Below are 24,636 nucleotides of genomic sequence, written 5' to 3'. Positions count from 1 at the left end.
CGTGCGGTAAGTGCAAAAGGCCGGCTGATTCAGCCGGCCTTTTGCCGTTCAGACTCGGCGAATGGCTTGCCGCTGGTCGTTTTTCAGCGGCCTGTCAGCAGCTTGCCGGCAACCTCCAGGCCCTGCTGCAGCACGCTGTGTACCTGCACCAGCTCGGCGCCGGCGGCAAGGCGTGCCTGGAGATGCTCGCGGGTCTGGATGCCGCCCACCGATATCAGCGCCATATCCTGCACACACAGCCGCCGCAGCGCCTCGATCTGCCGGCAGGCCTGTTCCTGATGTGCGGGGGTTTGCCAGTCCAGGTAGCGCTGGCGAGTGGCCGGTGGGCCGGGGTCATGGGCGGCGAGCAGGCCGTCGAAACCCAGTTCGAGGAGCAGCTGCGCCAGCTCCAGCGGAATCTGCCCCGGCAGGCTGCGCACCTTTACGGCCAGCGGTACATGGCGTGTCGTGGTTTGCTCCAGATCGTGCCGCTGAAGTAGAAGTTCACTCAACAGGCGGCGCAGGCGAGGGCGCTCCCGGCTATCGAGCAGCACCTCGCTACCGGGGCCGATCAGGTTGAGCATCAGGTAGTCGGCGTGCGCCCAGGCGCGGGCCAGTCCCTGGCACAGCTGCGCATCGGAGCGGCTGGGGTCGAGTCTCAGGTTGATGCCCAGGCGTGCGCTGCCTTGCTGGTTGAAGGCCAATTCGCTTGGCAGCGCTGCCGCATCCAGGCTGCCGATCTCCGTGAAACCGAAACCTGCCGCCGAAACGCTTCTGCCCAACTGGCCGAGCGGGTCGAAACCGGCGGCGATGCCCAGTACGGACGGAAACGCCAGGCCCATGACATGGATCGCCGGCTCAGCCATGGCGGCGTTCGAATTCGGCCATGAAGTCTCGCAGGCGCTCGACGCCTGCCAGTGGCATGGCGTTGTAGAGGCTGGCGCGAATACCACCGACGACCGTATGCCCGCGCAGGTTGTGTAGGCCCTCGCGTTCGGCCTGGGCGAGAAAGGGCTCCAGCAGGCGCTCATCGCGCAGATGAACGCAGAGATTGATCCGCGAACGATCGTCCACGCGCTGCCTGCATCGATAGAGCCGGCTGGCGTCGATGAAGTCGTAGAGGCGTGCGCTTTTTTCCAGGCTGGCGGTAGTTATCCGTTCCAGCCCGCCCTGGTCCTGAATCCAGCGAAGCATCAGCGCCATGCAGTAGAGGGCGAACGTCGGCGGTGTATTCAGGCGGCTGTGCTGCTGTGCCTGCAAGGCGTAAGAGAAAGGTGATGGCAGTCCCGCTCTGGCCGGCCTGAGCAGGTCGTCGCGAATGATCACCAGGCAGAGCCCGGCGACGCCCAGGTTCTTCTGGGCGCTGGCGTAGATCACCCCGAAGCGTTCGACAGGTATCGGTCGGGTGAGAAAGTCCGAGGTCATGTCCGCCACCAGTGGCACCGACAGTTCGGGGAAATGCTGCATTTGCAGACCATTGGCGGTTTCGTTGCTGGTGACGTGGCAATAACCCGCCTGCGGATCGAGACGCCACTGGTGGCGAGAAGGGATGGTCTGAAAACCACTATCGGCACTGCTGGCAATGACATTCACCGGGGCGTGGCGGCGCGCTTCCGCGATCGCCTTGCGTGACCAGTGGCCGCTTTCCAGATAGTCGGCACTCTGCCCGGGGGCGAGCAGGTTCATGGGCAGCAGGGCGAAATGGGCGCTTGCACCGCCCTGCAGGAACAGCACCCGATAGTTCGCCGGGATCGCCAGCAACTGGCGCAGATCCGCCTCGGTTTGTGCCATCAGAGTCTTGAAGGCATCACTGGTAAAGGGCTGCTCCAGGATCGACTGGCCGCTGCCTTGCCAGTCGGGCAGCTCCCGGCGGATCTGCTCGATAACGGCTTTTGGCAGCATCGCCGGGCCGGCGGCGAAGTTGTAGGCCTCGGCCTGTGCAGGGGCCTTATAGAAGATGCAGGCCATGACCGGAGAGCGCCATCAGGAACAACACGGGAAAGGACAGGATGGTGTTGGTGCGCGAGGACAGAAAGGTGATTCGCGAACAGCGAATGCGTTCCTCCAGGGGCGCCGGGACGAAGCCGAGCAGCTTCTTCTGGTGCGGCCAGAGCACCAGCCACAGGTTCAGCAGCATCAGGGTGCCGAGCCAGGCGCCCAGACCGATGGCCGCCAGCGGGCCTTGCAGCAGCAGCGCATCGACCAGCCAGCCGCGCTGCCAGAGCATGAACAGGCCGCTGAGCCAGACCACCAGCGAGGCGTAGCGGAAGATGCCATGTTCGCGCTTCATGCGTGCTTCAAGATCGCGGTTCAGGGTCTCGACGTCTATGCCGTTGTGCAGGGGGGTGAACCTGGGGTTCTGCACGAAATTGGCGTAGTTGTGCCCGACCCAGACCAGCGCGAAGAGCAGGTGGGCATAGCGGGCCAGCAGATCGGGGAAAGACATGTTGGCTCCTAGACCAAGTAACGCAGCAGCAGATAGCAGAGCAGTGTCAGGCCGATGCCAGCGCTTAGCGTGCCGGCAAAGGAGTCATGGGGTAGTTTCAACATCCACCCCCTGGCTGGCATGCCGTGGTATCAGGGTTTCATCCGGGCGTGCCGGACGCTGTGCCAGCTCCACCGCCTGGCGAATCAGATGGTGGTGGGGCGATTTGCTGCAGGCCGGGTCGGTGTTGTCGCCGGAGCCGGTCAGCAGCAGCGCCTGGCAACGGCAGCCGCCAAAGTCCTTTTCCTTCTCGTCGCAACTGCGGCAGGGTTCCGGCATCCAGGCGTCACCGCGATACAGGTCGAATACGGGCGAGTCGTGCCAGATCTTCTCCAGCGGCTGCCGGCGCACATTGGGAAACGTCAGATTCTTGAAGTTGGCGGCCTGGGAGCAGGGCAGCGCATCGCCATTGGGCGAGATGGTCAGGTGGATCGCTCCCCAGCCGTTCATGCAGGCCTTGGGGCGGCCTTCGTAGTAATCGGGAATCACGAAGAAAATGGTCAGTCGATCGCCGAGGCGCTGACGGGCTTCGCGGACTTGTGCCTCGGCCCGTTCGAGTTCGGCGCGGGTGGGCATCAACTGTTCGCGGTTGAGCAGCGCCCAGTTGTAGTACTGCACGTTGGCCAGCTCCAGGTATTCGATACCCAGCTCGGCGGCGAAGGCGATGATGTCGGGTACCTGTGCGATGTTCTGCCGGGTGATGGGCACGTTGAGCACCATCGGAAAATCCATGGCCTTGATCAGCCGCGCCATGTCGCGCTTGCGTTGCCAGACATCGACCCCCGCCAGCTGCTTCGCGACGCCCGGATCGGTGGACTGGAATCCCAGCTGGATATGCCGCAAGCCGGCCGCTTTCAACGCGCGCAGGCGCGCTTCGGTCAGGCCGAGGCCGGAGGTGATCAGGTTGGTGTAGTAGCCCATGCGGTCGGCTTCGGCAACCAGGGTTTCCAGATCCTTGCGCAACGTCGGCTCGCCGCCGGAGAAGCCGATCTGCAGAGCGCCCAGGGCACGCGCCTGGCTCATCACGTCGATCCATTCGGCGGTGCTCAGCTCGTCCTTGCGATAGTCGGCAAAATTCCTGGGGTTGCTGCAGAACACGCACTGCAACGGGCACTGGTAGGTCAGTTCCAGCAACAGCCAGACCGGGTTGCCGCTGCCATCAAGCCTTAATTCGGATCCAGCCTTTGCCATGGGATACCTCCAGAAAATTCATGACGCCGCTGCGTACTGCGGTCAGGTCCGATGCGCAATACATCACTGCAAGTTTGCCAATCAACTCTTCGACGCTTGTCTGTCCGTCGCAGAAATTGAGAATCTGCCCGCCGGTCTCATTCAACTTCACGATGCCTTCTGGATATAGAAGGACATAAGCCTGCTGAGACGCTTCCCAGCGAAACATGAAGGGTGGACGTATCTCGTAGAGATCCTGGGAACAGATGCGTATTTCTTTCATGGCTGCTCTCCCGAGAGAGCCTGCATGGCCGTAATTGCTGGACATGCAGGCCTTTTCATTTAGCGAACGTAGACGTACGCCGTTACTTCAAAGCCCAGGCGCAGATCGCAAAATTCAGGATTGATCCACTGCATGTCGTATCTCCTTCAATAAGTTCCGGATGGGATGTTGCAACTGGAAGCTAGAACGCTTGAAGGCATTGACTAATACAACTTTGGAAGTGTTTTCGTGCTCAGTTGGTAGTGTGTGGCTTGATTTTGTTAATTATTTTCATGCTTGACGGGCGTTCTTGTCGTTGGTCAATTGCGTCTGGGTAATTGGCGTTAAATTGCTCGGTTTTTTTCAGGCGGATAAGAAGAAGTGGGGCTATCTTTCAGTTTGCCTGGGTTGCTTTTGCGCGCCGGGCCAAAGCCTTCGCGTCTACTACCAAATGAGGACGGCATCTGGTCCTAGGGTGCATTCCGGTGAGAGACTCGGGCTGCCTAAGATCGCTCCATGCCCTGTCCATATCCCGGTCAGGCTCCAACAAGTGAAAGAGAGAGGCCGCTCATGATTTACGCCCAACCCGGTACCGAAGGCGCCATCGTTTCCCTCAAGCCTCGCTACGGCAACTACATCGCAGGTGAGTTCGTGCCACCCGTGAAGGGTGAGTACTTCGCCAACACCAGCCCGGTGGATGGCTCCTTGATCGGCGAATTCCCGCGTTCCGGTGCCGAGGATATCGACAAGGCCCTGGATGCCGCCCACGCCGCCGCCGATGCCTGGGGCAAGACGTCCGTTCAGGAGCGTTCGCTGATCCTGCTGAAGATCGCCGACCGCATCGAAGCCAACCTGGAAAAGCTCGCCGTTACCGAGACCTGGGACAACGGCAAGGCCGTGCGTGAAACCCTCAACGCCGACATCCCGCTGGCCGCCGACCATTTTCGCTACTTCGCCGGCTGCCTGCGCGCCCAGGAGGGCAGCGCCGCCGAGATCAACGAGCACACCGCCGCGTACCACTTCCACGAGCCGCTGGGTGTGGTCGGGCAGATCATTCCGTGGAACTTCCCCTTCCTGATGGCCGCCTGGAAGCTGGCCCCGGCGCTGGCCGCAGGCAACTGCGTGGTATTGAAGCCCGCCGAGCAAACCCCGCTGTCGATCACCGTCTTCGCGGAAATCATCGGCGACCTGCTGCCGGCTGGCGTGCTGAACATCGTCCAGGGCTTCGGTCGTGAAGCGGGCCAGGCGCTGGCCACCAGCACCCGTATCGCCAAGATCGCCTTCACCGGCTCGACCCCGGTCGGTTCGCACATCATGAAGTGCGCCGCCGAGAACATCATCCCGAGCACCGTGGAGCTGGGCGGCAAGAGCCCGAACATCTTCTTCGAAGACATCATGAAGGCCGAGCCGGAATTCATTGAGAAAGCCGCAGAAGGCATGGTGCTGGCGTTCTTCAACCAGGGCGAGGTGTGCACCTGCCCGTCGCGCGCGGTGATCCAGGAGTCGATCTTCGAGCCCTTCATGGAAGTGGTGATGAAGAAGATCCTGCAGATCAAGCGTGGCAACCCGCTGGACACCGAGACCATGGTCGGCGCCCAGGCGTCCGAGCAGCAGTTCGACAAGATCCTCTCCTACATGGACATCGCCCGTGGCGAAGGCGCCGAGATTCTTACCGGCGGCGCCGCCGAGAAGCTCGAAGGCGGCCTGGCGACCGGTTACTACGTGCAGCCGACCCTGATCAAGGGCCACAACAAGATGCGCGTGTTCCAAGAAGAGATCTTCGGGCCGGTGGTCGCCGTGACCACCTTCAAGGACGAGGCCGAAGCCCTGGCCATCGCCAACGACAGCGAGTTCGGCCTGGGCGCCGGCGTCTGGACCCGCGACATCAACCGCGCCTATCGCATGGGCCGCGGGATCAAGGCCGGTCGCGTGTGGACCAACTGCTACCACCTGTACCCGGCGCACGCCGCGTTCGGTGGCTACAAGAAGTCCGGCGTCGGTCGCGAAAACCACAAGATGATGCTCGACCATTACCAGCAGACCAAGAACCTGCTGGTCAGCTACGACATCAATCCGTTGGGCTTCTTTTAAATGAAGCGTTTTTAAACGAAGAGCTTCTAAACCAGCTCGGTGGACCCGGCGCGCTCAGCTCCCGCGCGCCGGTTGACTTGCAGAGCGCCCCGAGGGGCGCGGACATTCCGGCCAGCGGTATCCCACGAGCACGGATGTCCATTGTTGCAGCGCGGCCCAGGCCGCGTTTTTTTTTGTCTGCAAAACGCCTTTGTCCCCGTTATGCCCCCGTTACGTGCTGGTGGAGCAACCCTGCTTTTGTGGGGCGGACTTGTCCGCGAATCGATGCCCGGGCATCGGCGTGGCTCCGTTCGCGGCCAAGGCTCCTCCCACGATAGGCATGTGCATAGGCAGTTCGTAGGCCGGGTCACGCTCCACCGACCCGACGAGCGGTGCCGAGGTTGTTCGCCATATTACGCCTCGTCTTGTCGGATTACGTCTTCGGCTGATCCGACCTACAACAGCCTGCATCCGCCCCGCAACACGTAACGGGGACATGGGCCGCTTGCGGCCCCTCTGGTCAATGCCGAAGGCACTACCAATGCAGGTTGCTGTCTCCTTCCAAAGTACCATTCTGTTTGCAAAGGCATAGGGTGCTTAATGAAGTTGTCGGAATAACTCCGGCATCAACGACAAGAGGAATAAGCCATGTGGACCAAGCCTGCTTTCAGCGACCTGCGCATCGGTTTTGAAGTCACCATGTACTTCGCTAACCGCTGATCGACTAGCCCCGGCCTGGTCGGGGCTTCATCTTTTTCGGGAGCTGCCCATGTTCATCCAGATTCTCGGTTCTGCTGCTGGCGGCGGCTTTCCACAATGGAACTGCAATTGCGCCAACTGTGCCGGCGTGCGTGCCGGTACCTTGCGTGCACAGCCGCGCACCCAGTCCTCCATTGCCATCAGCGACAACGGTGTCGACTGGATTCTGTGCAACGCCTCGCCGGACATCCGCGCCCAGCTGGAGGCTTTTCCCACACTGCAACCGGCACGCAGACCGCGCGACACGGCCATTGCCGCGATCATCCTGCTCGACAGCCAGATCGACCACACCACCGGTCTGCTGACCCTGCGCGAGGGCTGCCCCCATGAAGTCTGGTGCACCGAGATGGTCCATCAGGACCTGACCAGTGGTTTTCCGCTGTTCAACATGCTCGAGCACTGGAACGGCGGGCTGAAGTGGAATCCCATCGCCCTGCAGGGCAGCTTCGTCATTCCGGCATGCCCGAACCTGCTGATCACGCCAATTCCGCTACGCAGTTCGGCGCCGCCGTATTCGCCGCACCGCAACGACCCGCATCCGGGCGACAACATCGGTCTGCTGATCGAGGACCGCCAGAGCGGTGGCAAGCTCTTCTATGCGCCGGGTCTGGGCCAGGTCAGCCCCGAGTTGCTGGAGATCATGCGCGGCGCCGATTGCCTGTTGGTGGACGGCACCCTCTGGCGCGATGACGAGATGCGTGTGCGCGAGGTGGGCGACAAGCTCGGCAGCGAGATGGGGCATCTGCCGCAGAGCGGTCCTGGCGGCATGATCGAAGTGCTCGACGGGTTGCCGGCGACGCGCAAGATCCTCATCCATATCAACAACACCAATCCGATCCTCGACGAGGATTCCGCCGAGCGCGAAATACTCGGCGAACAGGGCATCGAAGTGGCGTTCGACGGCATGAGCATCGAGCTCTGACGCTCGCCCATACGCCCTCCATACGATCATCAGCGCGCCTGTGCGAGCGGCCTGGCGGCGCATAACCAAGGAAGTCCCGTGATGACCCAGCCAGCCATGACCCCTGCCGAGTTCGAGCAGGCCCTGCGCGCCAAGGGCGAGTACTACCATATCCACCACCCTTTCCACCGCGCCATGTATGAAGGTCGTTCGACCCGCGAGCAGATCCAGGGCTGGGTCGCCAACCGCTTCTACTATCAGGTCTGCATTCCGGTGAAGGATGCGGCGATCATGGCCAACTGTCCGGACCGGGATACGCGCCGCGAGTGGATCCAGCGCATCATCGATCACGATGGCAGGCCCGGTGAGGAGGGCGGCATCGAGGCCTGGCTGCGCCTGGCCGAGGCGGTGGGGCTGGATCGCGAGCAGGTGCTGTCGCAGGAACTGGTGCTGCCCGGCGTGCGCTTCGCGGTGGATGCCTACGTCAATTTCGCGCGTCGCGCGGTGTGGCAGGAGGCGGCCAGCAGCTCGCTGACCGAACTCTTCGCGCCCACCATCCATCAGTCGCGCCTCGATGCCTGGCCGCAGCATTACAACTGGATCGACACCTCCGGCTACGACTACTTCCGCAAACGCCTCAAGGAAGCCCGCCGGGATGTCGAGCACGGCCTGCGCATCACCCTCGAGCACTACACGACCTTCGAGGCCCAGCAGCGCATGCTGAACATCCTCCAGTTCAAGCTGGACGTACTCTGGAGCATGCTCGACGCCATGAGCATGGCCTACGAGCTGGATCGCCCGCCCTATCACACGGTTACCCGTGAGCGCATCTGGCACAGGGGTATCGCATCATGACCCATGAAGACGTGCTGCCCCGCGTTCCCGTGCTGCGTCGCGGCTATCGCTTCCAGTTCGAGCCGGCGCAGGGCTGCCACGTGCTGCTCTACCCGGAGGGGATGATCAAGCTCAACGACAGTGCCAGCGAAATCCTCAAGCGGGTCGATGGCGCGCGGACGGTAGGCGGCATCGTTGCCGACCTGCAATCGAGTTTCCCCGGTGCCGAAGGGATCGAGGACGATATCCTGGCGTTTCTGGAGGTGGCCGTTGAACGGTTCTGGATCGAGCTTCGCTAAGCCGGGTGTGGTTGTCGGCCCGCCGTTGTGGTTGCTGGCCGAGCTGACCTACCGTTGCCCGCTGCAATGCCCGTATTGCTCGAATCCGCTGGATTTCGCCCGTAGCCATGAAGAGTTGAGCACCGCCGAGTGGATCGAGGTGTTCCGTCAGGCGCGAGAGATGGGTGCGGCACAGCTGGGCTTCTCAGGTGGCGAGCCACTGGTGCGTGAGGACCTGGTGGAACTGATCGCCGCCGCGCGCGAGCTGGGCTACTACACCAACCTGATCACCTCCGGTATCGGCCTGACCGAAGCCAAGATCGCCGCCTTTGCCGAGGCCGGGCTCGACCATATCCAGATCAGCTTCCAGGCCGCCGACGAGGAAGTGAACAACCTGCTGGCCGGTTCCAAGAAGGCCTTTGCGCAGAAACTGGCCATGGCCCGTGCGGTCAAGGCGCATGGCTATCCGATGGTGCTCAACTTCGTCACCCATCGGCACAACATCGACAATATCGAGCGCATCATCCAGTTGTGCCTGGAGCTGGAGGCGGACTTCGTCGAGTTGGCCACCTGCCAGTTCTACGGCTGGGCCGAGCTCAATCGTGCCGGCCTGCTGCCCAGCAAGGAACAGCTGGTGCGTGCCGAGCGCATCACCAATGAATGGCGCGAAAAGCTGGCCGCCGAAAACCACCCCTGCAAGCTGATTTTCGTCACTCCGGACTATTACGAAGAGCGCCCCAAAGGCTGCATGAATGGCTGGGGCAATCTGTTTCTCGACATCACGCCGGACGGCACCGCCTTGCCCTGCCACAGCGCGCGCCAGTTGCCGGTGCAGTTCCCCAGCGTGCGCGAGCACAGCATCGAGCACATCTGGAAGCACTCGTTCGGCTTCAACAAATACCGCGGCTATGACTGGATGCCCGAACCCTGCCGCAGTTGTGATGAAAAGGAACAGGATTTCGGCGGCTGCCGCTGCCAGGCGTTCATGCTCACCGGCGATGCCGCCAACGCCGACCCGGTCTGCAGCAAGTCGGCCCACCACGGCAAGATTCTCGCGGCGCGCGAGCAGGCCGAGCAGGGCGCACCGCTCGAACAGCTGCAACATCGCAACGAAAAGGCCTCGAAGCTGATCATCCGCGCATGAATACGGGCTCTGTGCTTCCCCACGGCTTCTGGCCCAGCGACTGGAGCGCGGAGAAGGCTGCCTGCGCCAGCCGCGATTTCGCCGAGTTGCGCGCTGGCCACGGCGGGCTGCTGTGGGTCGAATACGACCCGGCGGACGCTCGCTGCACGCTCTGGCACTGGCGTGACGGCACGACCCGTTGTCTGACGCCGCCAGGCATCTCGCTGCGCAGCCGGGTCTACGAATATGGCGGCGGCGCCTTCTGCCTGACCGACGATGGTGTGGCCTATGTCGACGAGCAGGACCAGCAGATTTATCTGCAACGGATCGAAGGGGACGGCACGCCGACCGTGCTGACGCGGTATCCGAACTGCCGTTATGGCGATCTGCAATTCGATGAACGCCACCGCTCCATCCTGGCCGTGGAGGAGAAGAGGGCGGGCGACGGCGTGGAGCATCGCCTGGTCAGCCTTTCGCTCGCCGATGGCCGGCGCGGGGTGCTGGCCGAAGGGGCCGACTTCTATGCATCGCCTACGCTGGATGCCAATAGTGGACGTTTGGCCTGGGTTCAGTGGCAGCGGCCCGAACAGCCTTGGACGGCGACCAGCCTCTGGGTTGCCGAGCGCACAGCGGAGGGGGGCTGCCAAACGCCCTGGTGCCTGGCTGGCGCGCAGGGCGGCGAGTCGTTGCAGCAACCGCGCTTCGCCGCGGATGGCACCCTGTATTGTCTGAGCGATCTCGATGGCTGGTGGCAGCCTTGGCGGGAGCAGGGTGACGGCCTTGTGCCGGTGTTCGGTTCGGCAGAATGCGATCATGCTCCGGCGCCCTGGCAACTGGGTACGGTCAGCTATCTGCCTCTGCCCGAAGGCTCTGTGCTGCTGACGCGCATGCTGGAGGGGCACGGCTTGCTGTTCGAGCAGCACAGCCAAAACGGCGAGCGCCATCTGGCGAGGGAATTCAGCCGTTGCCGCCAACTGGCAGCCGACGAACATCGTTTCTATTGCATTGCCGGCTCGCCAGGTCGGATGCCGGGCGTGCTGTCGATCGATCGAAGCAGCGGCCAGACCCGATTGCTTGCCGGAGGCGAGCAGCCACTGGCGGCTGAACAGCTGTCCAGGCCGCAACCGTTTAGCTTTCCCGGCGGCGATGGCGAGACCGCCCACGGTTTTTTCTATCCGCCGGGCAATGCCCGCTATCGTGCTCCTGCAGGTGAGAAGTCACCGCTGGTGGTGTTTATCCACGGCGGCCCGACGTCGGCCTGCTATCCGGTCTTCGATCCGCGTATCCAGTACTGGACCCAGCGCGGCTTTGCCGTGGCGGATATCAATTACCGTGGCAGCAGCGGCTTCGGGCGTGCCTATCGCCAGCGCTTGCGTGGCCAGTGGGGCGTGCTGGACGTGGAGGATGCCTGCGCCGCCGTGGCCGAACTTGCCCGGCGTGGGCAGATCGACCCGGCGCGTACCTTTATCCGAGGCTCCAGCGCTGGCGGCTATACCGCGCTCGGCGCCCTCGTGGCTGATGCCGGTTTCCGTGGCGGGGCCAGCCTCTATGGCGTCAGCGATCCCCTGGCGTTACGTCGGGTCACGCACAAGTTCGAGGCCGACTACCTGGACTGGCTGATCGGCGACCCGCAGGCCGATGCCGAACGCTACCGGCAGCGCACGCCGCTGTACCATGCCGAGCGGATTCGCGTGCCGGTGATCTTCTTCCAGGGCGGGCAGGATGCGGTGGTGCTGCCGGAGCAGACCGAAACCATGGTGGCGGCATTGCGCGAGCAGGGCGTTGCCGTCGAGTACCGACTTTATCCCGAGGAGCGCCACGGCTTTCGCCAGGCGTACCATCTGGCCGATGCGCTGGAGCGGGAATTTCGTTTCTACCAGTGCCTGCTGAGCGTGGAGGCGACTGATTGCTTTAACAGTGGAAAGCAGTAGTCTTACCGGTCGTAACAAAAAATAACTATAGGCCGTAGTAATGAGCCCCAATCTTAGCCTGCAGCGCAAATTCGTTTCTCCCGAGATCGTCTTCGGTGCGGGTTGCCGACATAGCGCGGGCAACTATGCGAAGAACTTTGGCGCCCGCAAGGTGCTGCTGGTATCTGATCCAGGCGTGGTTGCCGCCGGTTGGGTCTTGGATATCCAGATGAGCCTGGCGCGGCAGAATATCGAGCATCATCTGTTTACCCAGGTCTCGGCCAATCCGCGTGCCGAAGAAGTGATGCTGGGCGCCGAGGTGTATCGCAGCCAGGCCTGCGATGCCATCGTTGCGGTGGGCGGCGGCAGCCCGATGGATTGTGCCAAGGGCATCGGCATTTCAGTCGCGCATGGGCGCAACATCATCGAGTTCGAGGGCGTCGACACCCTGCGCGTACCGAGCCCGCCGCTGATTCTGATCCCGACCACGGCAGGCACCTCGGCGGATGTTTCGCAATTCGTGATCATTTCCAATCAGGACGAGCGGATGAAGTTTTCCATCGTCAGCAAGGGCGCGGTGCCCGACGTGTCGCTGATCGACCCGGAAACCACCCTGAGCATGGACCCTTTTCTTTCCGCCTGCACCGGCATCGACGCACTGGTGCATGCGATAGAGGCCTTCGTGTCCACCGGCAACGGGCCGCTCACCGATCCCCACGCACTGGAGGCGATGCGCCTGATCAACGGCCACCTGGTACAGATGATCGCCAATCCGGCGGATATCGAGCTGCGCGAGAAGATCATGCTCGGCAGCATGCAGGCGGGGCTGGCCTTCTCCAATGCGATTCTTGGCGCGGTACACGCCATGTCCCACAGCCTGGGCGGCTATCTCGATCTGCCGCATGGCCTGTGCAACGCGGTGCTGATCGAGCATGTGGTGGCGTTCAACTACAGCGCCGCGCCCGAGCGCTTCAAGATCGTCGCACAGACCTTCGGTATCGATACCCGTGGCCTGACCCACCCACAGATTCGTGATCGCCTGGTGGCCCATCTGATCCAGCTCAAGCAGGCCATCGGCTTCAGCGAAACCCTGGGGCTGCACGGGGTGAATATCTCGGACATTCCGTTCCTCTCCCGGCATGCCATGCAGGACCCGTGCATCCTTACCAACCCGCGTTCGTCGACCCAGCGTGACGTCGAAGTGGTCTATGCCGAAGCACTCTGAGCCTAACGATGCGCTGGCCGGATTGCTTGGCTTGGGCACCCACTCGGCGCGCAAGAGCCACTATCCGGAATTGCTCAGCCGGCTCGAAGAGCTGGAGGCCGAGCGCAATCGCTACAAGTGGCTGTTCGAGCATGCGGTGCATGGCATCTTCCAGGCCAGTCTGCGCGAAGGCATACGCGCCGCCAACCCGGCCCTGGCGCGCATGCTCGGCTATGACAGCCCGGAGGATGCGCTCTGGGGGCTGACCGATCTTTCCCACCATCTGTTCATTGGCGGGGAAGAGGAGCTGCAGCAGGTTCGCCATGTGCTGAGCACCCAGCTGGGGCTGTTCGGTTATGAAACCCGGCTGCGCCGCAAGGATGGCAGCGCCATCGACGTGATGATGAATCTGCTGCTCAAACCGGACGAGGACGGTCTGGTCGAGGGCTTCGTCGCCGATATCACCGAGCGCAAGTTGGCGCAGTTGCATCTGCAGCATCTCAACGAGCAGCTTGAACAGCGTGTCGCCGAACGCACCCTGGAACTGCGTCAGGCGCGCGATTCCGCCGAGGCGGCCAACCGCAGCAAGGATAAGTATCTGGCGGCGGCCAGTCATGATCTGTTGCAGCCGCTGAATGCCGCGCGCCTGCTGATTTCCACCCTGCGCGAACGGAGCCTGCCGGAGGCGGAGCAGACCCTTGTCGAGCGCGCGAATCAGGCCTTGGAAGGTGCCGAAGACCTGCTCACCGACCTGCTGGATATTTCCAAGCTCGATCAGCAGGCGATCAAGCCTGACATCTATGCTTACCGCCTCGATGAAGTGCTGTTGCCGCTGGTGTCCGAATTCGAGTCGGTGGCGCAAGCGAAAGGGCTTGGTTTTGAGCACTACATCCCGGCCTACGCGCTGCACAGCGATTTCCGGCTTCTGACGCGCATCCTGCGCAACTTTCTCAGCAACGCCTGTCGTTATACCGACCAGGGTCGTGTGCTGCTGGGCGCGCGCAAGCGCGGTGACAACCTGCGCATCGAGGTATGGGACACCGGGCGTGGCATCGCGGCGGATCAGATGCAGTCGATATTCCTTGAATTCAACCAGCTGGGCGTGCAGCGCGCCGCCGAACGCACCGGAGTCGGCCTGGGCCTTGCCATCGTCGACCGTATTGCAGCGATGCTGGACTATCGGGTGCAGGTCCGTTCGCAGCCGGGGCGCGGTTCGGTATTCAGTATCGATGTGCCGCTGGCCGATGCTCCATCGCCAGTGGCAGGTGAAGCGCCAATGCTGTCACTGCCGGGCGATCCTCTGCCGGGACGGCGCTTGCTGGTGCTGGACAACGAGCTGAGCATCCTGCACAGCATGGCCGCACTGCTCGGTCAGTGGGGCTGCGAAGTGCTGATTGCGACCGATGAGGCTGAAGCGAGCCACGTGCTGGCCGGATCGCCGCCGGAATTGATCCTGGCGGACTATCACCTGGATCAGGGGATGACCGGCTGGCAGGCGGTCCAGAAGCTGCGCGCACGTTTCGGCTACTCGATCCCGGCGGTTATGATCACCGCCGACCGCAGCGACCAGTGCCGCCGCGAGTTGCAGGGTGTCGGGGTGCCGGTGCTTAACAAACCGGTCAAGGCCGGCAAACTGCGCTCGGTCCTGAGTCATTTGCTCCATAACAAGGGCCATGGTGGTCCTGAATGATCCAAAGCCGATTCGGATCAAGTATCCGGGCACGATTGAGCAGCTAGAATCCCTGCCATGAAACCTTACCTGCGGCTCTGTCTGATTCTATTGATCAGCTTCTCGCTTCCCGTTAACGGGATGGCGGCTGTTGGGCTGGTTATTGAGGCCTGCCAGATGCAGGACGGCGAAGTAATGATTTCCGCGCCGACAGACCATGCGGCGCACGATACGGGTGTCGGGAACGGGGCAGAGCATTCACATGGGCAGAACCCGCTCTGCAAGAGCGACCACCAATGCAAGACAAGCTGTATGTTGCAGGTGGCTGTAACCAAATCGGTGCTGACAACCACCGCACATCTGCTGATCACCTATATACCCGAGCATATTCCCTCCGGCTCGGGTAACGACCTCTGGCGTCCACCACGCTTCTGATTTCCGCTGACCTGATGCATCCATTGCCGAAACGCTGATGGGTGCCGTGTGCGTGCCTGCATGGCACGCAGGATCTGCAAGGAATCAGAATGATGTTCCCAATCTTGCGCATTATCCGGCCATGCGAGGCCGTGATGTGTTGTGCGTTGGCGTTGCCGGGCCTGGCCAATGCACTGACCTTCGATGACGCGCTGCGGCTCGCCGAGCAGCAGGCGCCTTCTCTACAGGCTGAAGCTGCCAAGCTGCAAGCCGCCCGTAGCGACTCCATACCGGCTGGCGAGCTGCCCGACCCGAAACTGCTGCTCGGCGTGCAGAGCGTACCGATCGAAGGCGCCGAGCGCTGGAGCCTGGATCGGGACGGCATGACCATGAGCATGGTCGGACTGATGCAGGACATGCCCAACCGTGACAAGCGACGTGCCCGTGTCGAAGTGGCGCGCGCCGGAATCGAGCGTGCCGCGGCCGAGCGTGAAATAGAAGCGCTGAATGTTCGCCAGTCCACTGCCCAGGCGTGGATTGTCAGCCATGCCATCGAACGCAAGCTGGAGGCATTCGACGGGCTGTATGCAGAGAACCGCCTGCTCGCCGAGATTGTGCGGGCGCGTATTGCTGGTGGTCGTGGACAGGTCGTCGAGAGCGTCCTGCCGCGCCAGGAAGCGGCGCTGCTCGCCGAGCGCGCCGACGAGTTGCAGCAGCAGCGCCAGCAGGCGCGGGCCACGCTCGAGCGCTGGGTCGGCGATGCGGCGCGTGAACCACTGGATGGCGGCCTGCCGCACTGGCAGATCGATGTCCAGAAGCTGCAGCATCAGCTGCGCAATCATCCTCAGCTGCAGGCCTATGCGCCGATGACGCAGCAGGCGCAGGCGCGTATTCGCGAGGCAACAGCGGAGCGGAAGCCGGACTGGAGCTGGGAAGTCGATTACCTGCGGCGCGGACGCGAGTTCGGTGACATGGTCACTCTGCAAGTCAGCTTCGATCTGCCGATTTTCCAGCGCTCGCGGCAGAACCCGCGCATCGCCGCCCGGCATGCCGAACTCAACCAGCTGGAGGCCGAACGTGAGGCGCTGGAGCGTCAGTTTGCAGAGCAACTGGGCAGCGAACTGGCCGAGCTCGAACGTTTGCAGCGTGCCCTGGCGCGCACCCGTGAAGTGTTCCTGCCTCTGGCGCGCGAACGCGCCGAGCTCAGCCTGGCCGACTACCGTGCCGGCAGCGGCGAGCTGGATAGGGTACTGACGGCGCGTCGCGAACTGATCGAAACCCACCTCAAACAGATTGACCTCGAAGGCCTGCAGGCGATTGCCGCCAGCCGTCTGTATTTCGCCTATGGAGATGCCCAATGAGCCGGATTTTTCTCAAAACAGGCGCGCTATTCATCGTGACTGCCGCTCTGGGGCTGGCCGGCGGCTACTGGTTCGCTCAGCGCCAAGCGCACGTTACCGTCCAGGCTGCGCCTGTCAGCGTACAGAGCGAGCGTCGGGTGCTGTACTGGTACGATCCGATGGTGCCGCAGCACAGGTTCGATCAGCCGGGCCGATCGCCGTTCATGGATATGGAACTGGTGCCGCGCTACGCCGATGACGACGCGGGCGCCTCCGGCGCGCAGACGATCAGCATCGATGCCGGAATCACCAGCAACCTCGGCATGCGCCTGGCCAGAGTCAGCCGTGGGCAGTTGTCGCGTGCTGTCGAGGCGGTCGGTGTGCTGGGCTTCAATGCCCGTGACGTGGCGCTGGTGCAGGTACGATCGGCGGGCTTCGTCGAGCGCGTCTATCGACTGGCACCCGGCGATGTGCTGGAAGCGGGTGCGCCGCTGGTAGACCTGTTGATGCCGGAGTGGGTGGCCGCGCAGGAGGAGTTTCTCGCATTGCGGCGTGTTGGCGACCGCGCTCTGCTCGAGGGCGCGCGTCAGCGCCTGCGCCTGGTTGGCATGCCGGCGGAAACGATCCGGCAACTGGAGCGTTCCGGTCGGGTGCAGGCGCAGCAGACCGTGCGTGCGCCCATAGGCGGCGTTCTGCAGGAGCTGGAGGTGCGTCAGGGCATGAGCGTCGCCGCCGGAGCGCCGCTGGCGCGGATCAACGGCCTGGAGAGCGTCTGGCTGGAAGTGGCGGTGCCTGAGGGGCAGGCCGGAAACATTCGTGTCGGCCAGGCGGTGACCGCCCACTTGCCGGCGCTGGCCGGCGAGCCGGTGCAGGGAACCATCGCCGCAGTGCTGTCCGAAGCCACTGCGGCCACCCGCACCCTGCGTGTGCGGGTAGAACTGCCCAATACCGACGGGCGCTTGCGTCCGGGCTTAAGTGCGCGGGTCGAACTGGTTGCACAGCGCTCGCACAGCGCGCTGCTGGTGCCCAGCGAGGCGGTGATCCGTACCGGCAAGCGCACCCTGGTGATGCTCGCCGAAGCCGGCGGGCGCTACCGCCCGGTGGAAGTACGGGTCGGTGAGGACAGCGGCAGCCAGACCGCGATTCTGCAGGGCCTGGAGGAGGGCCAGCAGGTGGTCGCCTCGGGGCAATTCCTGATCGACTCCGAAGCCAGCCTGCGCGGCATCACCGCCGTGGCCGAGACGATGGCAGACGCGCCAGGGCACGTGCATGAACCTGAGCATGGGCACGAGCAAGCACTTGCCCCCGCACTGCATGAAGCCGAAGGACGTATCGTCGAAATAACCGAGCAGGGTGTGAAAATCGCCCACGGGCCATTCCGGACGCTGGGCATGCCAGGTATGGCCATGCGTTTCGCCGTCGCCAATCCGCACCTGCTGCACGGGATGCACGTCGATAGCCGGGTGCGCTTCGCCGTGCGCGAAACCGGCAGCGGCCTGGTCATCGAGCAACTACAGCTTCAGGAGCAGCAGCCATGATCGCCGCACTGATTCGCTGGTCGGTATTCAACCGGTTCCTGGTGCTGCTGGTGACGTTGCTGCTGACCGCCGTGGGTGTCTGGTCGCTGCGCACCACGCCGATCGATGCACTGCCGGACCTTTCCGACGTGCAGGTGATCATCCGCACGCCGTATCCAGGCCAGGCGCCGCAGATCGTCGAGAATCAGGTGACCTACCCGCTGACTACCACGATGCTCTCGGTGCCGGGGGCCAGGACCGTGCGTGGCTATTCGTTCTTCGGCGACAGCTATGTCTACGTCCTGTTCGAGGACGGGACCGACCTGTACTGGGCGCGCTCGCGGGTACTGGAATACCTCAGCCAGGTGCAGAACCGGTTGCCGGAGGGTGCCAAGCCGTCGCTTGGCCCGGACGCCACCGGGGTCGGCTGGATCTATCAATACGCGCTGGTCGATCGCAGTGGCAACCACGATCTGGCGCAATTGCGCAGCCTGCAGGATTGGTTCCTCAAGTACGAGCTGGTCACTCTGCCCAATGTGGCCGAAGTCGCCACCATTGGTGGCATGGTCAGGCAGTACCAGGTGGTACTCGACCCGTTGAAGATGGCCAGTCTCGGTGTACCGCAGGTCCAGGTGATCGAAGCCATTGGCAGGGCCAATCAGGAAACCGGCGGCGCGGTGCTGGAGTTGGCGGAAACCGAGTATATGGTGCGCGCTTCGGGCTACCTGAAAACCCTCGATGACTTCCGCCGGATTCCGTTGCAACTCAGTGCTGCCGGAGTGCCGGTAACCCTGGGCGATGTCGCGCATGTCCAGCTTGGCCCGGAGATGCGGCGCGGAATCGCCGAACTGGACGGCGAGGGCGAAACCGTCGGCGGCGTGGTGATCCTGCGCAGCGGCAAGAACGCACGGGAAACCCTTGCCGCCGTGCACGTCAAGCTGGAAGAGTTGAAAGGCAGCCTGCCAACGGGCGTGGAGATCGCCACCACCTACGACCGCAGCCAGTTGATCGACCGTGCGGTGGAGAACCTCAGCTTCAAGCTGCTGGAGGAGTTCATTGTTGTCGCGCTGGTCTGCGGTCTCTTTCTCTGGCACCTGCGCTCATCGCTGGTGGCCATCGTCTCGTTGCCTATCGGTGTGCTGATCGCGTTTGCGGTGATGCGCTACCAGGGGGTCAACGCCAACATCATGTCGCTCGGCGGAATCGCCATCGCCATTGGCGCTATGGTCGATGCGGCGGTGGTGATGATCGAGAATGCCCACAAGAAGGCCGAGGCCTGGCGTCATGCCAACCCGAACAGGACGCTGGAGGGAGAAGAACACTGGCGAGTGATGACCGCTGCCGCCGAGGAGGTCGGCCCGGCGCTGTTCTTCTGTCTTTTGATCATCACGCTGTCGTTCATTCCGGTGTTCACCCTCCAGGCACAGGAAGGCCGTCTGTTCGGCCCGCTGGCATTTACCAAGACGTATGCCATGGCTGCCGCGGCAGGACTGTCAGTGACCCTGGTGCCGGTGCTGATGGGGTACTGGATACGTGGGCGCCTGCCCGATGAGTCGCACAACCCGCTGAACCGCTTGTTGATCCGCATCTATCGTCCGGCGCTGGAGAGGGTGCTTGAGCATCCGAAGGTCACCATTGCTGTTGCGCTGCTGGTACTGGCGACTACGTTCTGGCCGATGGCTCGCCTGGGTGGGGAATTCCTGCCGCCGATGGATGAGGGCGACCTCCTTTACATGCCATCGGCGCTGCCGGGGCTTTCCGCACAGAAGGCCGCGCAGCTGCTGCAGCAGACCGACCGGATGATCCGCACGGTGCCGGAGGTCGCCACGGTGTTCGGCAAGGCCGGGCGTGCCGAATCGGCCACCGATCCAGCGCCGCTGGAGATGTTCGAGACCACCATCCAGTTCAAACCGCGCGAGCAGTGGCGCGCCGGGATGACGCCGGAAAAGCTGGTCGACGAACTGGATCGTGCGGTACAGGTGCCGGGCCTGACCAATATCTGGATTCCGCCGATTCGTAACCGCATCGACATGCTCGCCACGGGCATCAAGAGCCCAATCGGGGTCAAGATCGCGGGTGCGACACTGGAGGAGATCGACCGCGTCAGCCAGCAGGTGGAAGCCGTCGCCAAGGGCGTGCCGGGCGTCAGTTCGGCGTTGGCTGAACGTCTGGTCGGGGGGCGCTACATCGATATCGATATCGATCGACAGGATGCCGCACGCTACGGGCTGAATATCGCCGATGTGCAGTCTATCGTCGCCAATGCCATCGGTGGCGAAACCATCGGCGAGACAGTTGAGGGGCTGGCGCGCTATCCGATCAGCGTGCGTTATCCGCGCGAATGGCGTGACTCGCCCCAGACCCTGGAACAACTGCCGATTCTCACCCCGCAGGGCAGCCAGATCACTCTGGGCAGTGTGGCACGGGTGCGCGTCAGCGACGGCCCGCCGATGCTGCGCAGCGAGAACGCGAGGCTGTCCGGCTGGGTGTACGTCGATGTGCGTGGGCGCGACATCGCCTCGGTGGTCGCCGATCTGCGCCAGGCGGTCAGCGACCAGGTTCCATTGCTGCCGGGGATGAGCCTGAGCTATTCGGGGCAGTTCGAATACCTCGAACGTGCCAATGCGCGGCTCAAGCTGGCGGTGCCGGCTACATTGCTGATCATCTTCGTGCTGCTCTACCTGACGTTCGGGCGCTTCGACGAGGCGCTGCTGATCATGCTCACCCTGCCGTTCGCCCTCACCGGCGGCGTCTGGTTCCTCTATCTGATGGGCTACAACCTCTCGGTGGCCACCGGCGTCGGTTTCATTGCCCTGGCCGGTGTGGCGGCGGAGTTCGGTGTGATCATGCTGCTGTACCTGAAGAATGCCTGGAACGAACGACAACAGGCTGGCCGGCACGATGAGACCGCGCTCTGCGAAGCCATCCGTGAAGGTGCGGTGCAGCGTGTGCGGCCCAAGGCGATGACGGTGGCGGTGATCGTTGCCAGCCTGCTGCCGATCCTGCTCGGTGCCGGCACCGGCAGTGAGGTGATGAGTCGCATTGCCGCACCGATGGTTGGTGGCATGCTCAGCGCGCCGTTGCTGTCACTGTTCGTGCTTCCGGCGGCCTACAGGCTGATGCGTCGCGGCAGGGCAAAGCCGTAGCAGCGGTGATGGATGCGCCATGAGGCCACTGCCTCGCAACGTTCGGCGCGCTTCGATGTCTCCCGTCCTGACGGTGCCTTGAAATTACAAGACACCGTCCTCCCCTTGGGCTTGAGTGCGAGAACAACCGATATTCATGCTGCAACCTTCTCCGATTGCTTACGGTTGTGATGCTATATGGCCATATACAGACGTGTGGTCTGGGTATATGGGTCATTTTTTGGTAATGTCTGGCGCTTGTGAAGCGAGCCTTCAATACCAGCAATGAGGTGTCTGATTGATTAGGGTGCTGGTGGTCGATGACCATGACCTGGTACGCACAGGCATTTCCCGGATGCTCGCCGACATAGATGGCCTGCAGGTGATTGGGCAAGCCGACTCCGGTGAGGCGGCGATCAGGAAGTCGCGCGAGCTGAAACCGGATGTCGTTCTGATGGACATCAAGATGCCCGGAATCGGCGGTCTTGAAGCGACCCGCAAACTGTTGCGCAGCCATCCGGACATCAAGGTCATCGCCGTGACCATCTGTGAAGAAGATCCTTTCCCGACGCGCCTGCTGCAAGCCGGAGCCGCCGGCTACCTGACCAAGGGCGCGGCGCTGGAAGAAATGATCCAGGCCATTCGGATGGTGTTTGCCGGCCAGCGCTACATCAGCCCGCAGATCGCGCAGCAGCTGGCGCTCAAATCCTTCCAGCCGAAACTCAATGGCTCGCCTTTCGATCTGCTCTCGGAGCGGGAAATACAGATTGCCCTGATGATTTCCAATTGCCAGAAGGTCCAGGCCATTTCCGACAAGCTTTGCCTGTCGCCCAAGACCGTCAATACCTATCGCTACAGGATCTACGAAAAACTCTCGATTACCAGTGACGTCGAGCTGGCCCTGCTCGCGGTGCGACATGGCATGGTCGACACCATCAACTGATGAGCGCTTTCGACTCTTCGGCATTTCTCGCTTCCTGCAGTGTGCGGCCCGGTGTCTACCGGATGTTCGATGGCGAGGCCAAGCTGCTGTATGTCGGCAAGGCGAAGAACCTCAAGAAGCGCCTGTCGAGCTATTTCCGCAAGACCGGGCAGGCCCCCAAGACGGCGGCGCTGGTGGCCCGGATCGCCCAGATCGAAATCACCATCACGGCGAACGAGACCGAGGCGCTGCTGCTGGAGCAGACGCTGATCAAGCAGTGGCGACCGCCTTACAATATCCTGCTGCGCGACGATAAATCCTACCCTTACGTCTTTCTGTCCAGCGGCGATTTCCCACGCCTGAGCATTCATCGCGGCGCGAAAAAGGAATCCGGGCGCTACTTCGGCCCGTACCCGAGCGCCGGAGCGATCCGCGAAAGCCTGAGTCTGTTGCAAAAGGCCTTTTTCGTCCGCCAGTGCGAAGACAGCTTCTACCGCAACCGGACCCGTCCCTGCCTGCAATACCAGATCAAGCGCTGCAAGGCGCCTTGCGTGGGGCTGGTCGCTGCCGAGGAATATGCCCAGGACGTGCGCCATTCAGTGATGTTCCTCGAAGGGCGCAGCAATGCCTTGGCCGAAGAGCTTTCCGCCAGCATGGAAGCCGCCGCGATGGCGCTTGATTTCGAGCGTGCCGCGGAAATTCGCGACCAGATCGCGCTTCTTCGTCGCGTTCAGGACCAGCAGAGCATGGAAGGCGGCAGTGGCAATGTCGATATCGTCGCGGCGGTGGTAAGCCCCGGCGGCGCCTGTGTCCATCTGATCAGCGTGCGTGGCGGCAGGGTGCTGGGCAGCAAGAACTTCTTTCCCCAAGTGGCCATCGAGGAAAGCGTCAGCGACGTGCTGCAGGCTTTTCTCGAACAGTATTATCTGGGCTCGATGGAGCGGGAGCTGCCTGCCGAGCTGATCGTCAACAGCATCCATGAAGGCTTCGCCACCCTGATCAGCGCCATTATCGAGTTACGCGGCGAGGAGCTTGCCATTACCCATCGCGTCCGTGGAACGCGCGCGCGCTGGCAGCAGCTGGCACTGACCAATGCCGAGCAGGCGCTGGCTGCGCGGCTGGCGAGTCGTCAGCATCTGGCCGCACGTTTTCAGGCGCTGGCCGAAGCGCTGGAGCTTGACGAACCGCCGACGCGGCTGGAGTGTTTCGATATCAGCCATTCCAGTGGCGAGGCGACAGTGGCGTCCTGTGTGGTCTTCGGCCCGGAAGGACCGCTGAAATCGGATTATCGTCGCTACAACATCGAAGGCGTGACGGCGGGCGATGACTACGCGGCGATGCATCAGGCCCTGTCGCGTCGTTTCAAAAAGGCTGCCGAAGGGACGGGCAAGCTGCCGGACATATTGCTCGTCGATGGCGGCAAGGGACAGCTCAACATGGCCCGCGAGGTGTTGCAGGAGCTGGCCGTGCCCGATCTGATCCTGCTGGGCGTGGCCAAGGGCGTCACCCGCAAGCCGGGGCTGGAAACGCTCTACCTCAATGATGCCGAACACGAATTCACTCTGCCGGGAGATTCGCCGGCGCTGCATCTGATCCAGCAGGTGCGCGATGAGGCGCATCGCTTCGCCATTACCGGCCACCGTGCGCGACGCGGCAAGGCACGCACCACGTCAACGCTGGAAGAGGTTCCGGGTATCGGGCCGAAACGGCGTCGCGAGCTGCTCAAGCATTTCGGCGGTCTGCAGGAATTGAACCGCGCCAGCCTTCCGGAAATCGCCAAGGCGCCCGGTATCAGTAAAAAGCTTGCCGAGTTGATTTATGCCACCCTGCACAGTGAGTAGAATCCCCTTCAAATTCGCGGATCGCTGGTATCAATGAACATTCCAAACATTCTCACCGTGTTGCGTGTGCTGCTGATACCAATCATCGTCCTGCTGTTCTATCTCCCCTTCAAATGGAGCTATCTGGCAGCCAGCGCAGTGTTTGCAATTGCCGCCGTGACGGACTGGCTGGATGGCTATCTGGCGCGACGGCTGAAGCAGAGCACCCCCTTTGGCGCCTTTCTCGATCCGGTTGCCGACAAGCTGATGGTGGCGGTGGCTCTGGTGTTGCTGGTCGAGGAGCATGCGAACCTCTGGCTGACCTTGCCGGCGGCGATCATCATCGGTCGCGAGATCGTCGTCTCGGCCCTGCGCGAGTGGATGGCCGAACTGGGCGCGCGAGCGCAGGTGGCGGTGTCCAGCCTGGGTAAATGGAAAACCGCCGCACAGATGGTGGCGCTCATCATCCTGCTGGCAAATCCGCCGCTGATGACGATCTGGGTGGGTGCCGGCTATGCCTTGCTGATCATTGCGGCGGGGCTGACGCTGTGGTCGATGGTCAACTACCTGATGGCGGCATGGCCTCATCTGAGCCCGACAGAAAAGAAATAAAGACTTTTTTAATCAAGGGCTTGACGGCTGGCGCCGAAGATATAAAATGGCGCCCGTCACCAAGACGATGCGGGAATAGCTCAGTTGGTAGAGCACGACCTTGCCAAGGTCGGGGTCGCGAGTTCGAGTCTCGTTTCCCGCTCCAGATACAGGTGCAAAAGATTTAACGTCTTTTACATCCTTGAAAAAGGGACCTTCGGGTCCCTTTTTTCGTTTCGTTATTCCACTTGCCGATCGCCTCC

22 protein-coding genes and 1 tRNA gene are annotated in these 24,636 nt (G+C 62.6%); 17 read left to right on the top strand and 6 right to left on the bottom strand.

Translation table 11 applies throughout. The features are described from left to right. Nucleotides 1-83: 83 nt before the first annotated feature. From ACYCFC_RS10265 to pqqA (ACYCFC_RS10240), 6 genes are all read right to left on the bottom strand, one after another. Nucleotides 84-845, bottom strand: a complete 762-nt coding sequence (locus ACYCFC_RS10265) for a beta/alpha barrel domain-containing protein (protein WP_459653905.1) — start codon at nucleotides 843-845, stop codon at nucleotides 84-86. Then, nucleotides 838-1,947 carry a 3-phosphoserine/phosphohydroxythreonine transaminase gene (gene serC / locus ACYCFC_RS10260; RefSeq protein WP_181087182.1) on the bottom strand — a complete coding sequence of 370 codons (1,110 nt, stop codon included), beginning with the start codon at nucleotides 1,945-1,947 and terminating at the stop codon, nucleotides 838-840. Before serC ends, ACYCFC_RS10265 begins: the two co-directional genes overlap by 8 nt. After that, nucleotides 1,928-2,425 carry a urate hydroxylase PuuD gene (locus tag ACYCFC_RS10255; RefSeq protein WP_459653904.1) on the bottom strand — a complete coding sequence of 166 codons (498 nt, stop codon included), beginning with the start codon at nucleotides 2,423-2,425 and terminating at the stop codon, nucleotides 1,928-1,930. Before ACYCFC_RS10255 ends, serC begins: the two co-directional genes overlap by 20 nt. A gap of 84 nt (nucleotides 2,426-2,509) precedes the next feature. After that, nucleotides 2,510-3,655 (bottom strand): pyrroloquinoline quinone biosynthesis protein PqqE, encoded by a 1,146-nt coding sequence (gene pqqE, locus ACYCFC_RS10250; protein ID WP_459653903.1) that lies wholly within the window; start codon nucleotides 3,653-3,655, stop codon nucleotides 2,510-2,512. Continuing rightward, on the bottom strand, nucleotides 3,624-3,917 hold the full coding sequence (gene pqqD / locus ACYCFC_RS10245) for a pyrroloquinoline quinone biosynthesis peptide chaperone PqqD (protein WP_459653902.1): 294 nt from the start codon (nucleotides 3,915-3,917) through the stop codon (nucleotides 3,624-3,626). Before pqqD (ACYCFC_RS10245) ends, pqqE (ACYCFC_RS10250) begins: the two co-directional genes overlap by 32 nt. Before the next feature lie 59 nt (nucleotides 3,918-3,976). Next, complete coding sequence (gene pqqA / locus ACYCFC_RS10240; RefSeq protein WP_181087187.1) at nucleotides 3,977-4,051, bottom strand: pyrroloquinoline quinone precursor peptide PqqA; 75 nt, start codon at nucleotides 4,049-4,051, stop codon at nucleotides 3,977-3,979. A gap of 415 nt (nucleotides 4,052-4,466) precedes the next feature. On the opposite strand from pqqA (ACYCFC_RS10240), the gene exaC reads away from it, so the two are divergent. The 17 genes from exaC (at nucleotide 4,467) to ACYCFC_RS10155 (ending at nucleotide 24,539) form a co-directional block, all read left to right on the top strand. Further along, nucleotides 4,467-5,987 (top strand): acetaldehyde dehydrogenase ExaC, encoded by a 1,521-nt coding sequence (gene exaC / locus ACYCFC_RS10235; RefSeq protein ID WP_459653901.1) that lies wholly within the window; start codon nucleotides 4,467-4,469, stop codon nucleotides 5,985-5,987. A 627-nt stretch (nucleotides 5,988-6,614) separates the two neighbouring features. Continuing rightward, nucleotides 6,615-6,686: a pyrroloquinoline quinone precursor peptide PqqA gene (gene pqqA / locus ACYCFC_RS10230; RefSeq protein WP_074436856.1), complete on the top strand. Its 72-nt coding sequence runs from the start codon at nucleotides 6,615-6,617 to the stop codon at nucleotides 6,684-6,686. Nucleotides 6,687-6,735: 49 nt separating this feature from the next. Beyond that, entirely contained in the window at nucleotides 6,736-7,647 is a 912-nt protein-coding gene (pqqB, locus tag ACYCFC_RS10225; protein WP_181083932.1) for a pyrroloquinoline quinone biosynthesis protein PqqB, read from the top strand. Between the two features lie 81 nt (nucleotides 7,648-7,728). Continuing rightward, nucleotides 7,729-8,481 (top strand): pyrroloquinoline-quinone synthase PqqC, encoded by a 753-nt coding sequence (gene pqqC / locus ACYCFC_RS10220; RefSeq protein ID WP_459653900.1) that lies wholly within the window; start codon nucleotides 7,729-7,731, stop codon nucleotides 8,479-8,481. After that, entirely contained in the window at nucleotides 8,478-8,759 is a 282-nt protein-coding gene (gene pqqD, locus ACYCFC_RS10215; RefSeq protein WP_181083927.1) for a pyrroloquinoline quinone biosynthesis peptide chaperone PqqD, read from the top strand. Before pqqC ends, pqqD (ACYCFC_RS10215) begins: the two co-directional genes overlap by 4 nt. Next, nucleotides 8,731-9,882, top strand: a complete 1,152-nt coding sequence (pqqE, locus tag ACYCFC_RS10210; protein WP_459653899.1) for a pyrroloquinoline quinone biosynthesis protein PqqE — start codon at nucleotides 8,731-8,733, stop codon at nucleotides 9,880-9,882. The genes pqqD (ACYCFC_RS10215) and pqqE (ACYCFC_RS10210) overlap by 29 nt, the downstream gene beginning before the upstream one ends. Then, the gene (locus ACYCFC_RS10205; protein WP_459653898.1) at nucleotides 9,879-11,792 is read left to right on the top strand and encodes an alpha/beta hydrolase family protein; all 1,914 of its coding nucleotides are present in this window, start codon (nucleotides 9,879-9,881) and stop codon (nucleotides 11,790-11,792) included. The genes pqqE (ACYCFC_RS10210) and ACYCFC_RS10205 overlap by 4 nt, the downstream gene beginning before the upstream one ends. Before the next feature lie 40 nt (nucleotides 11,793-11,832). Beyond that, nucleotides 11,833-12,996: an alcohol dehydrogenase-like regulatory protein ErcA gene (gene ercA, locus ACYCFC_RS10200; protein ID WP_459653897.1), complete on the top strand. Its 1,164-nt coding sequence runs from the start codon at nucleotides 11,833-11,835 to the stop codon at nucleotides 12,994-12,996. Beyond that, nucleotides 12,980-14,665, top strand: coding sequence for a PAS domain-containing hybrid sensor histidine kinase/response regulator (locus ACYCFC_RS10195; protein ID WP_459653896.1), 1,686 nt, complete (start codon nucleotides 12,980-12,982; stop codon nucleotides 14,663-14,665). The genes ercA and ACYCFC_RS10195 overlap by 17 nt, the downstream gene beginning before the upstream one ends. Nucleotides 14,666-14,722: 57 nt before the next feature. Further along, the gene (locus ACYCFC_RS10190; protein ID WP_459653895.1) at nucleotides 14,723-15,079 is read left to right on the top strand and encodes a hypothetical protein; all 357 of its coding nucleotides are present in this window, start codon (nucleotides 14,723-14,725) and stop codon (nucleotides 15,077-15,079) included. 89 nt (nucleotides 15,080-15,168) lie between these two features. After that, nucleotides 15,169-16,419 (top strand): TolC family protein, encoded by a 1,251-nt coding sequence (locus ACYCFC_RS10185; RefSeq protein ID WP_459653894.1) that lies wholly within the window; start codon nucleotides 15,169-15,171, stop codon nucleotides 16,417-16,419. Beyond that, complete coding sequence (locus ACYCFC_RS10180) at nucleotides 16,416-17,936, top strand: efflux RND transporter periplasmic adaptor subunit (protein WP_459653893.1); 1,521 nt, start codon at nucleotides 16,416-16,418, stop codon at nucleotides 17,934-17,936. Before ACYCFC_RS10185 ends, ACYCFC_RS10180 begins: the two co-directional genes overlap by 4 nt. Beyond that, nucleotides 17,933-21,061, top strand: coding sequence for an efflux RND transporter permease subunit (locus ACYCFC_RS10175; RefSeq protein WP_459653892.1), 3,129 nt, complete (start codon nucleotides 17,933-17,935; stop codon nucleotides 21,059-21,061). The genes ACYCFC_RS10180 and ACYCFC_RS10175 overlap by 4 nt, the downstream gene beginning before the upstream one ends. 277 nt (nucleotides 21,062-21,338) lie before the next feature. After that, a complete protein-coding gene (gene gacA, locus ACYCFC_RS10170) occupies nucleotides 21,339-21,983 on the top strand; it encodes a response regulator transcription factor GacA (RefSeq protein ID WP_181083910.1) in 645 nt (214 codons plus the stop codon). Beyond that, nucleotides 21,980-23,803, top strand: a complete 1,824-nt coding sequence (gene uvrC / locus ACYCFC_RS10165; RefSeq protein ID WP_181083942.1) for an excinuclease ABC subunit UvrC — start codon at nucleotides 21,980-21,982, stop codon at nucleotides 23,801-23,803. Before gacA ends, uvrC begins: the two co-directional genes overlap by 4 nt. A gap of 33 nt (nucleotides 23,804-23,836) precedes the next feature. Continuing rightward, complete coding sequence (gene pgsA / locus ACYCFC_RS10160) at nucleotides 23,837-24,394, top strand: CDP-diacylglycerol--glycerol-3-phosphate 3-phosphatidyltransferase (RefSeq protein ID WP_181083908.1); 558 nt, start codon at nucleotides 23,837-23,839, stop codon at nucleotides 24,392-24,394. 69 nt (nucleotides 24,395-24,463) lie between these two features. Then, nucleotides 24,464-24,539: transfer RNA gene (locus ACYCFC_RS10155), tRNA-Gly, on the top strand. Nucleotides 24,540-24,636 lie beyond the last annotated feature (97 nt).

Source organism: Stutzerimonas sp. NM35, assembly GCF_054604355.1.
Note: the sequence above shows the minus strand (reverse complement) of the source record. Positions and strands in the feature narration are given on the sequence as shown.

Coding starts and splice junctions, on each gene's coding strand:
- ACYCFC_RS10175 (WP_459653892.1), top strand. CDS start 17,933: ATGATCGCCGCACTGATTCGCTGGTCGGTATTCAACCGGTTCCTGGTG.
- pqqE (WP_459653903.1), bottom strand. CDS start 3,655: ATGGCAAAGGCTGGATCCGAATTAAGGCTTGATGGCAGCGGCAACCCG.
- ACYCFC_RS10265 (WP_459653905.1), bottom strand. CDS start 845: ATGGCTGAGCCGGCGATCCATGTCATGGGCCTGGCGTTTCCGTCCGTA.
- ACYCFC_RS10190 (WP_459653895.1), top strand. CDS start 14,723: ATGAAACCTTACCTGCGGCTCTGTCTGATTCTATTGATCAGCTTCTCG.
- serC (WP_181087182.1), bottom strand. CDS start 1,947: ATGGCCTGCATCTTCTATAAGGCCCCTGCACAGGCCGAGGCCTACAAC.
- ACYCFC_RS10205 (WP_459653898.1), top strand. CDS start 9,879: ATGAATACGGGCTCTGTGCTTCCCCACGGCTTCTGGCCCAGCGACTGG.
- ACYCFC_RS10195 (WP_459653896.1), top strand. CDS start 12,980: ATGCCGAAGCACTCTGAGCCTAACGATGCGCTGGCCGGATTGCTTGGC.
- pqqC (WP_459653900.1), top strand. CDS start 7,729: ATGACCCAGCCAGCCATGACCCCTGCCGAGTTCGAGCAGGCCCTGCGC.
- ercA (WP_459653897.1), top strand. CDS start 11,833: ATGAGCCCCAATCTTAGCCTGCAGCGCAAATTCGTTTCTCCCGAGATC.
- pqqD (WP_459653902.1), bottom strand. CDS start 3,917: ATGAAAGAAATACGCATCTGTTCCCAGGATCTCTACGAGATACGTCCA.
- exaC (WP_459653901.1), top strand. CDS start 4,467: ATGATTTACGCCCAACCCGGTACCGAAGGCGCCATCGTTTCCCTCAAG.
- ACYCFC_RS10185 (WP_459653894.1), top strand. CDS start 15,169: ATGATGTTCCCAATCTTGCGCATTATCCGGCCATGCGAGGCCGTGATG.
- pgsA (WP_181083908.1), top strand. CDS start 23,837: ATGAACATTCCAAACATTCTCACCGTGTTGCGTGTGCTGCTGATACCA.
- ACYCFC_RS10180 (WP_459653893.1), top strand. CDS start 16,416: ATGAGCCGGATTTTTCTCAAAACAGGCGCGCTATTCATCGTGACTGCC.
- ACYCFC_RS10255 (WP_459653904.1), bottom strand. CDS start 2,425: ATGTCTTTCCCCGATCTGCTGGCCCGCTATGCCCACCTGCTCTTCGCG.
- pqqB (WP_181083932.1), top strand. CDS start 6,736: ATGTTCATCCAGATTCTCGGTTCTGCTGCTGGCGGCGGCTTTCCACAA.
- pqqD (WP_181083927.1), top strand. CDS start 8,478: ATGACCCATGAAGACGTGCTGCCCCGCGTTCCCGTGCTGCGTCGCGGC.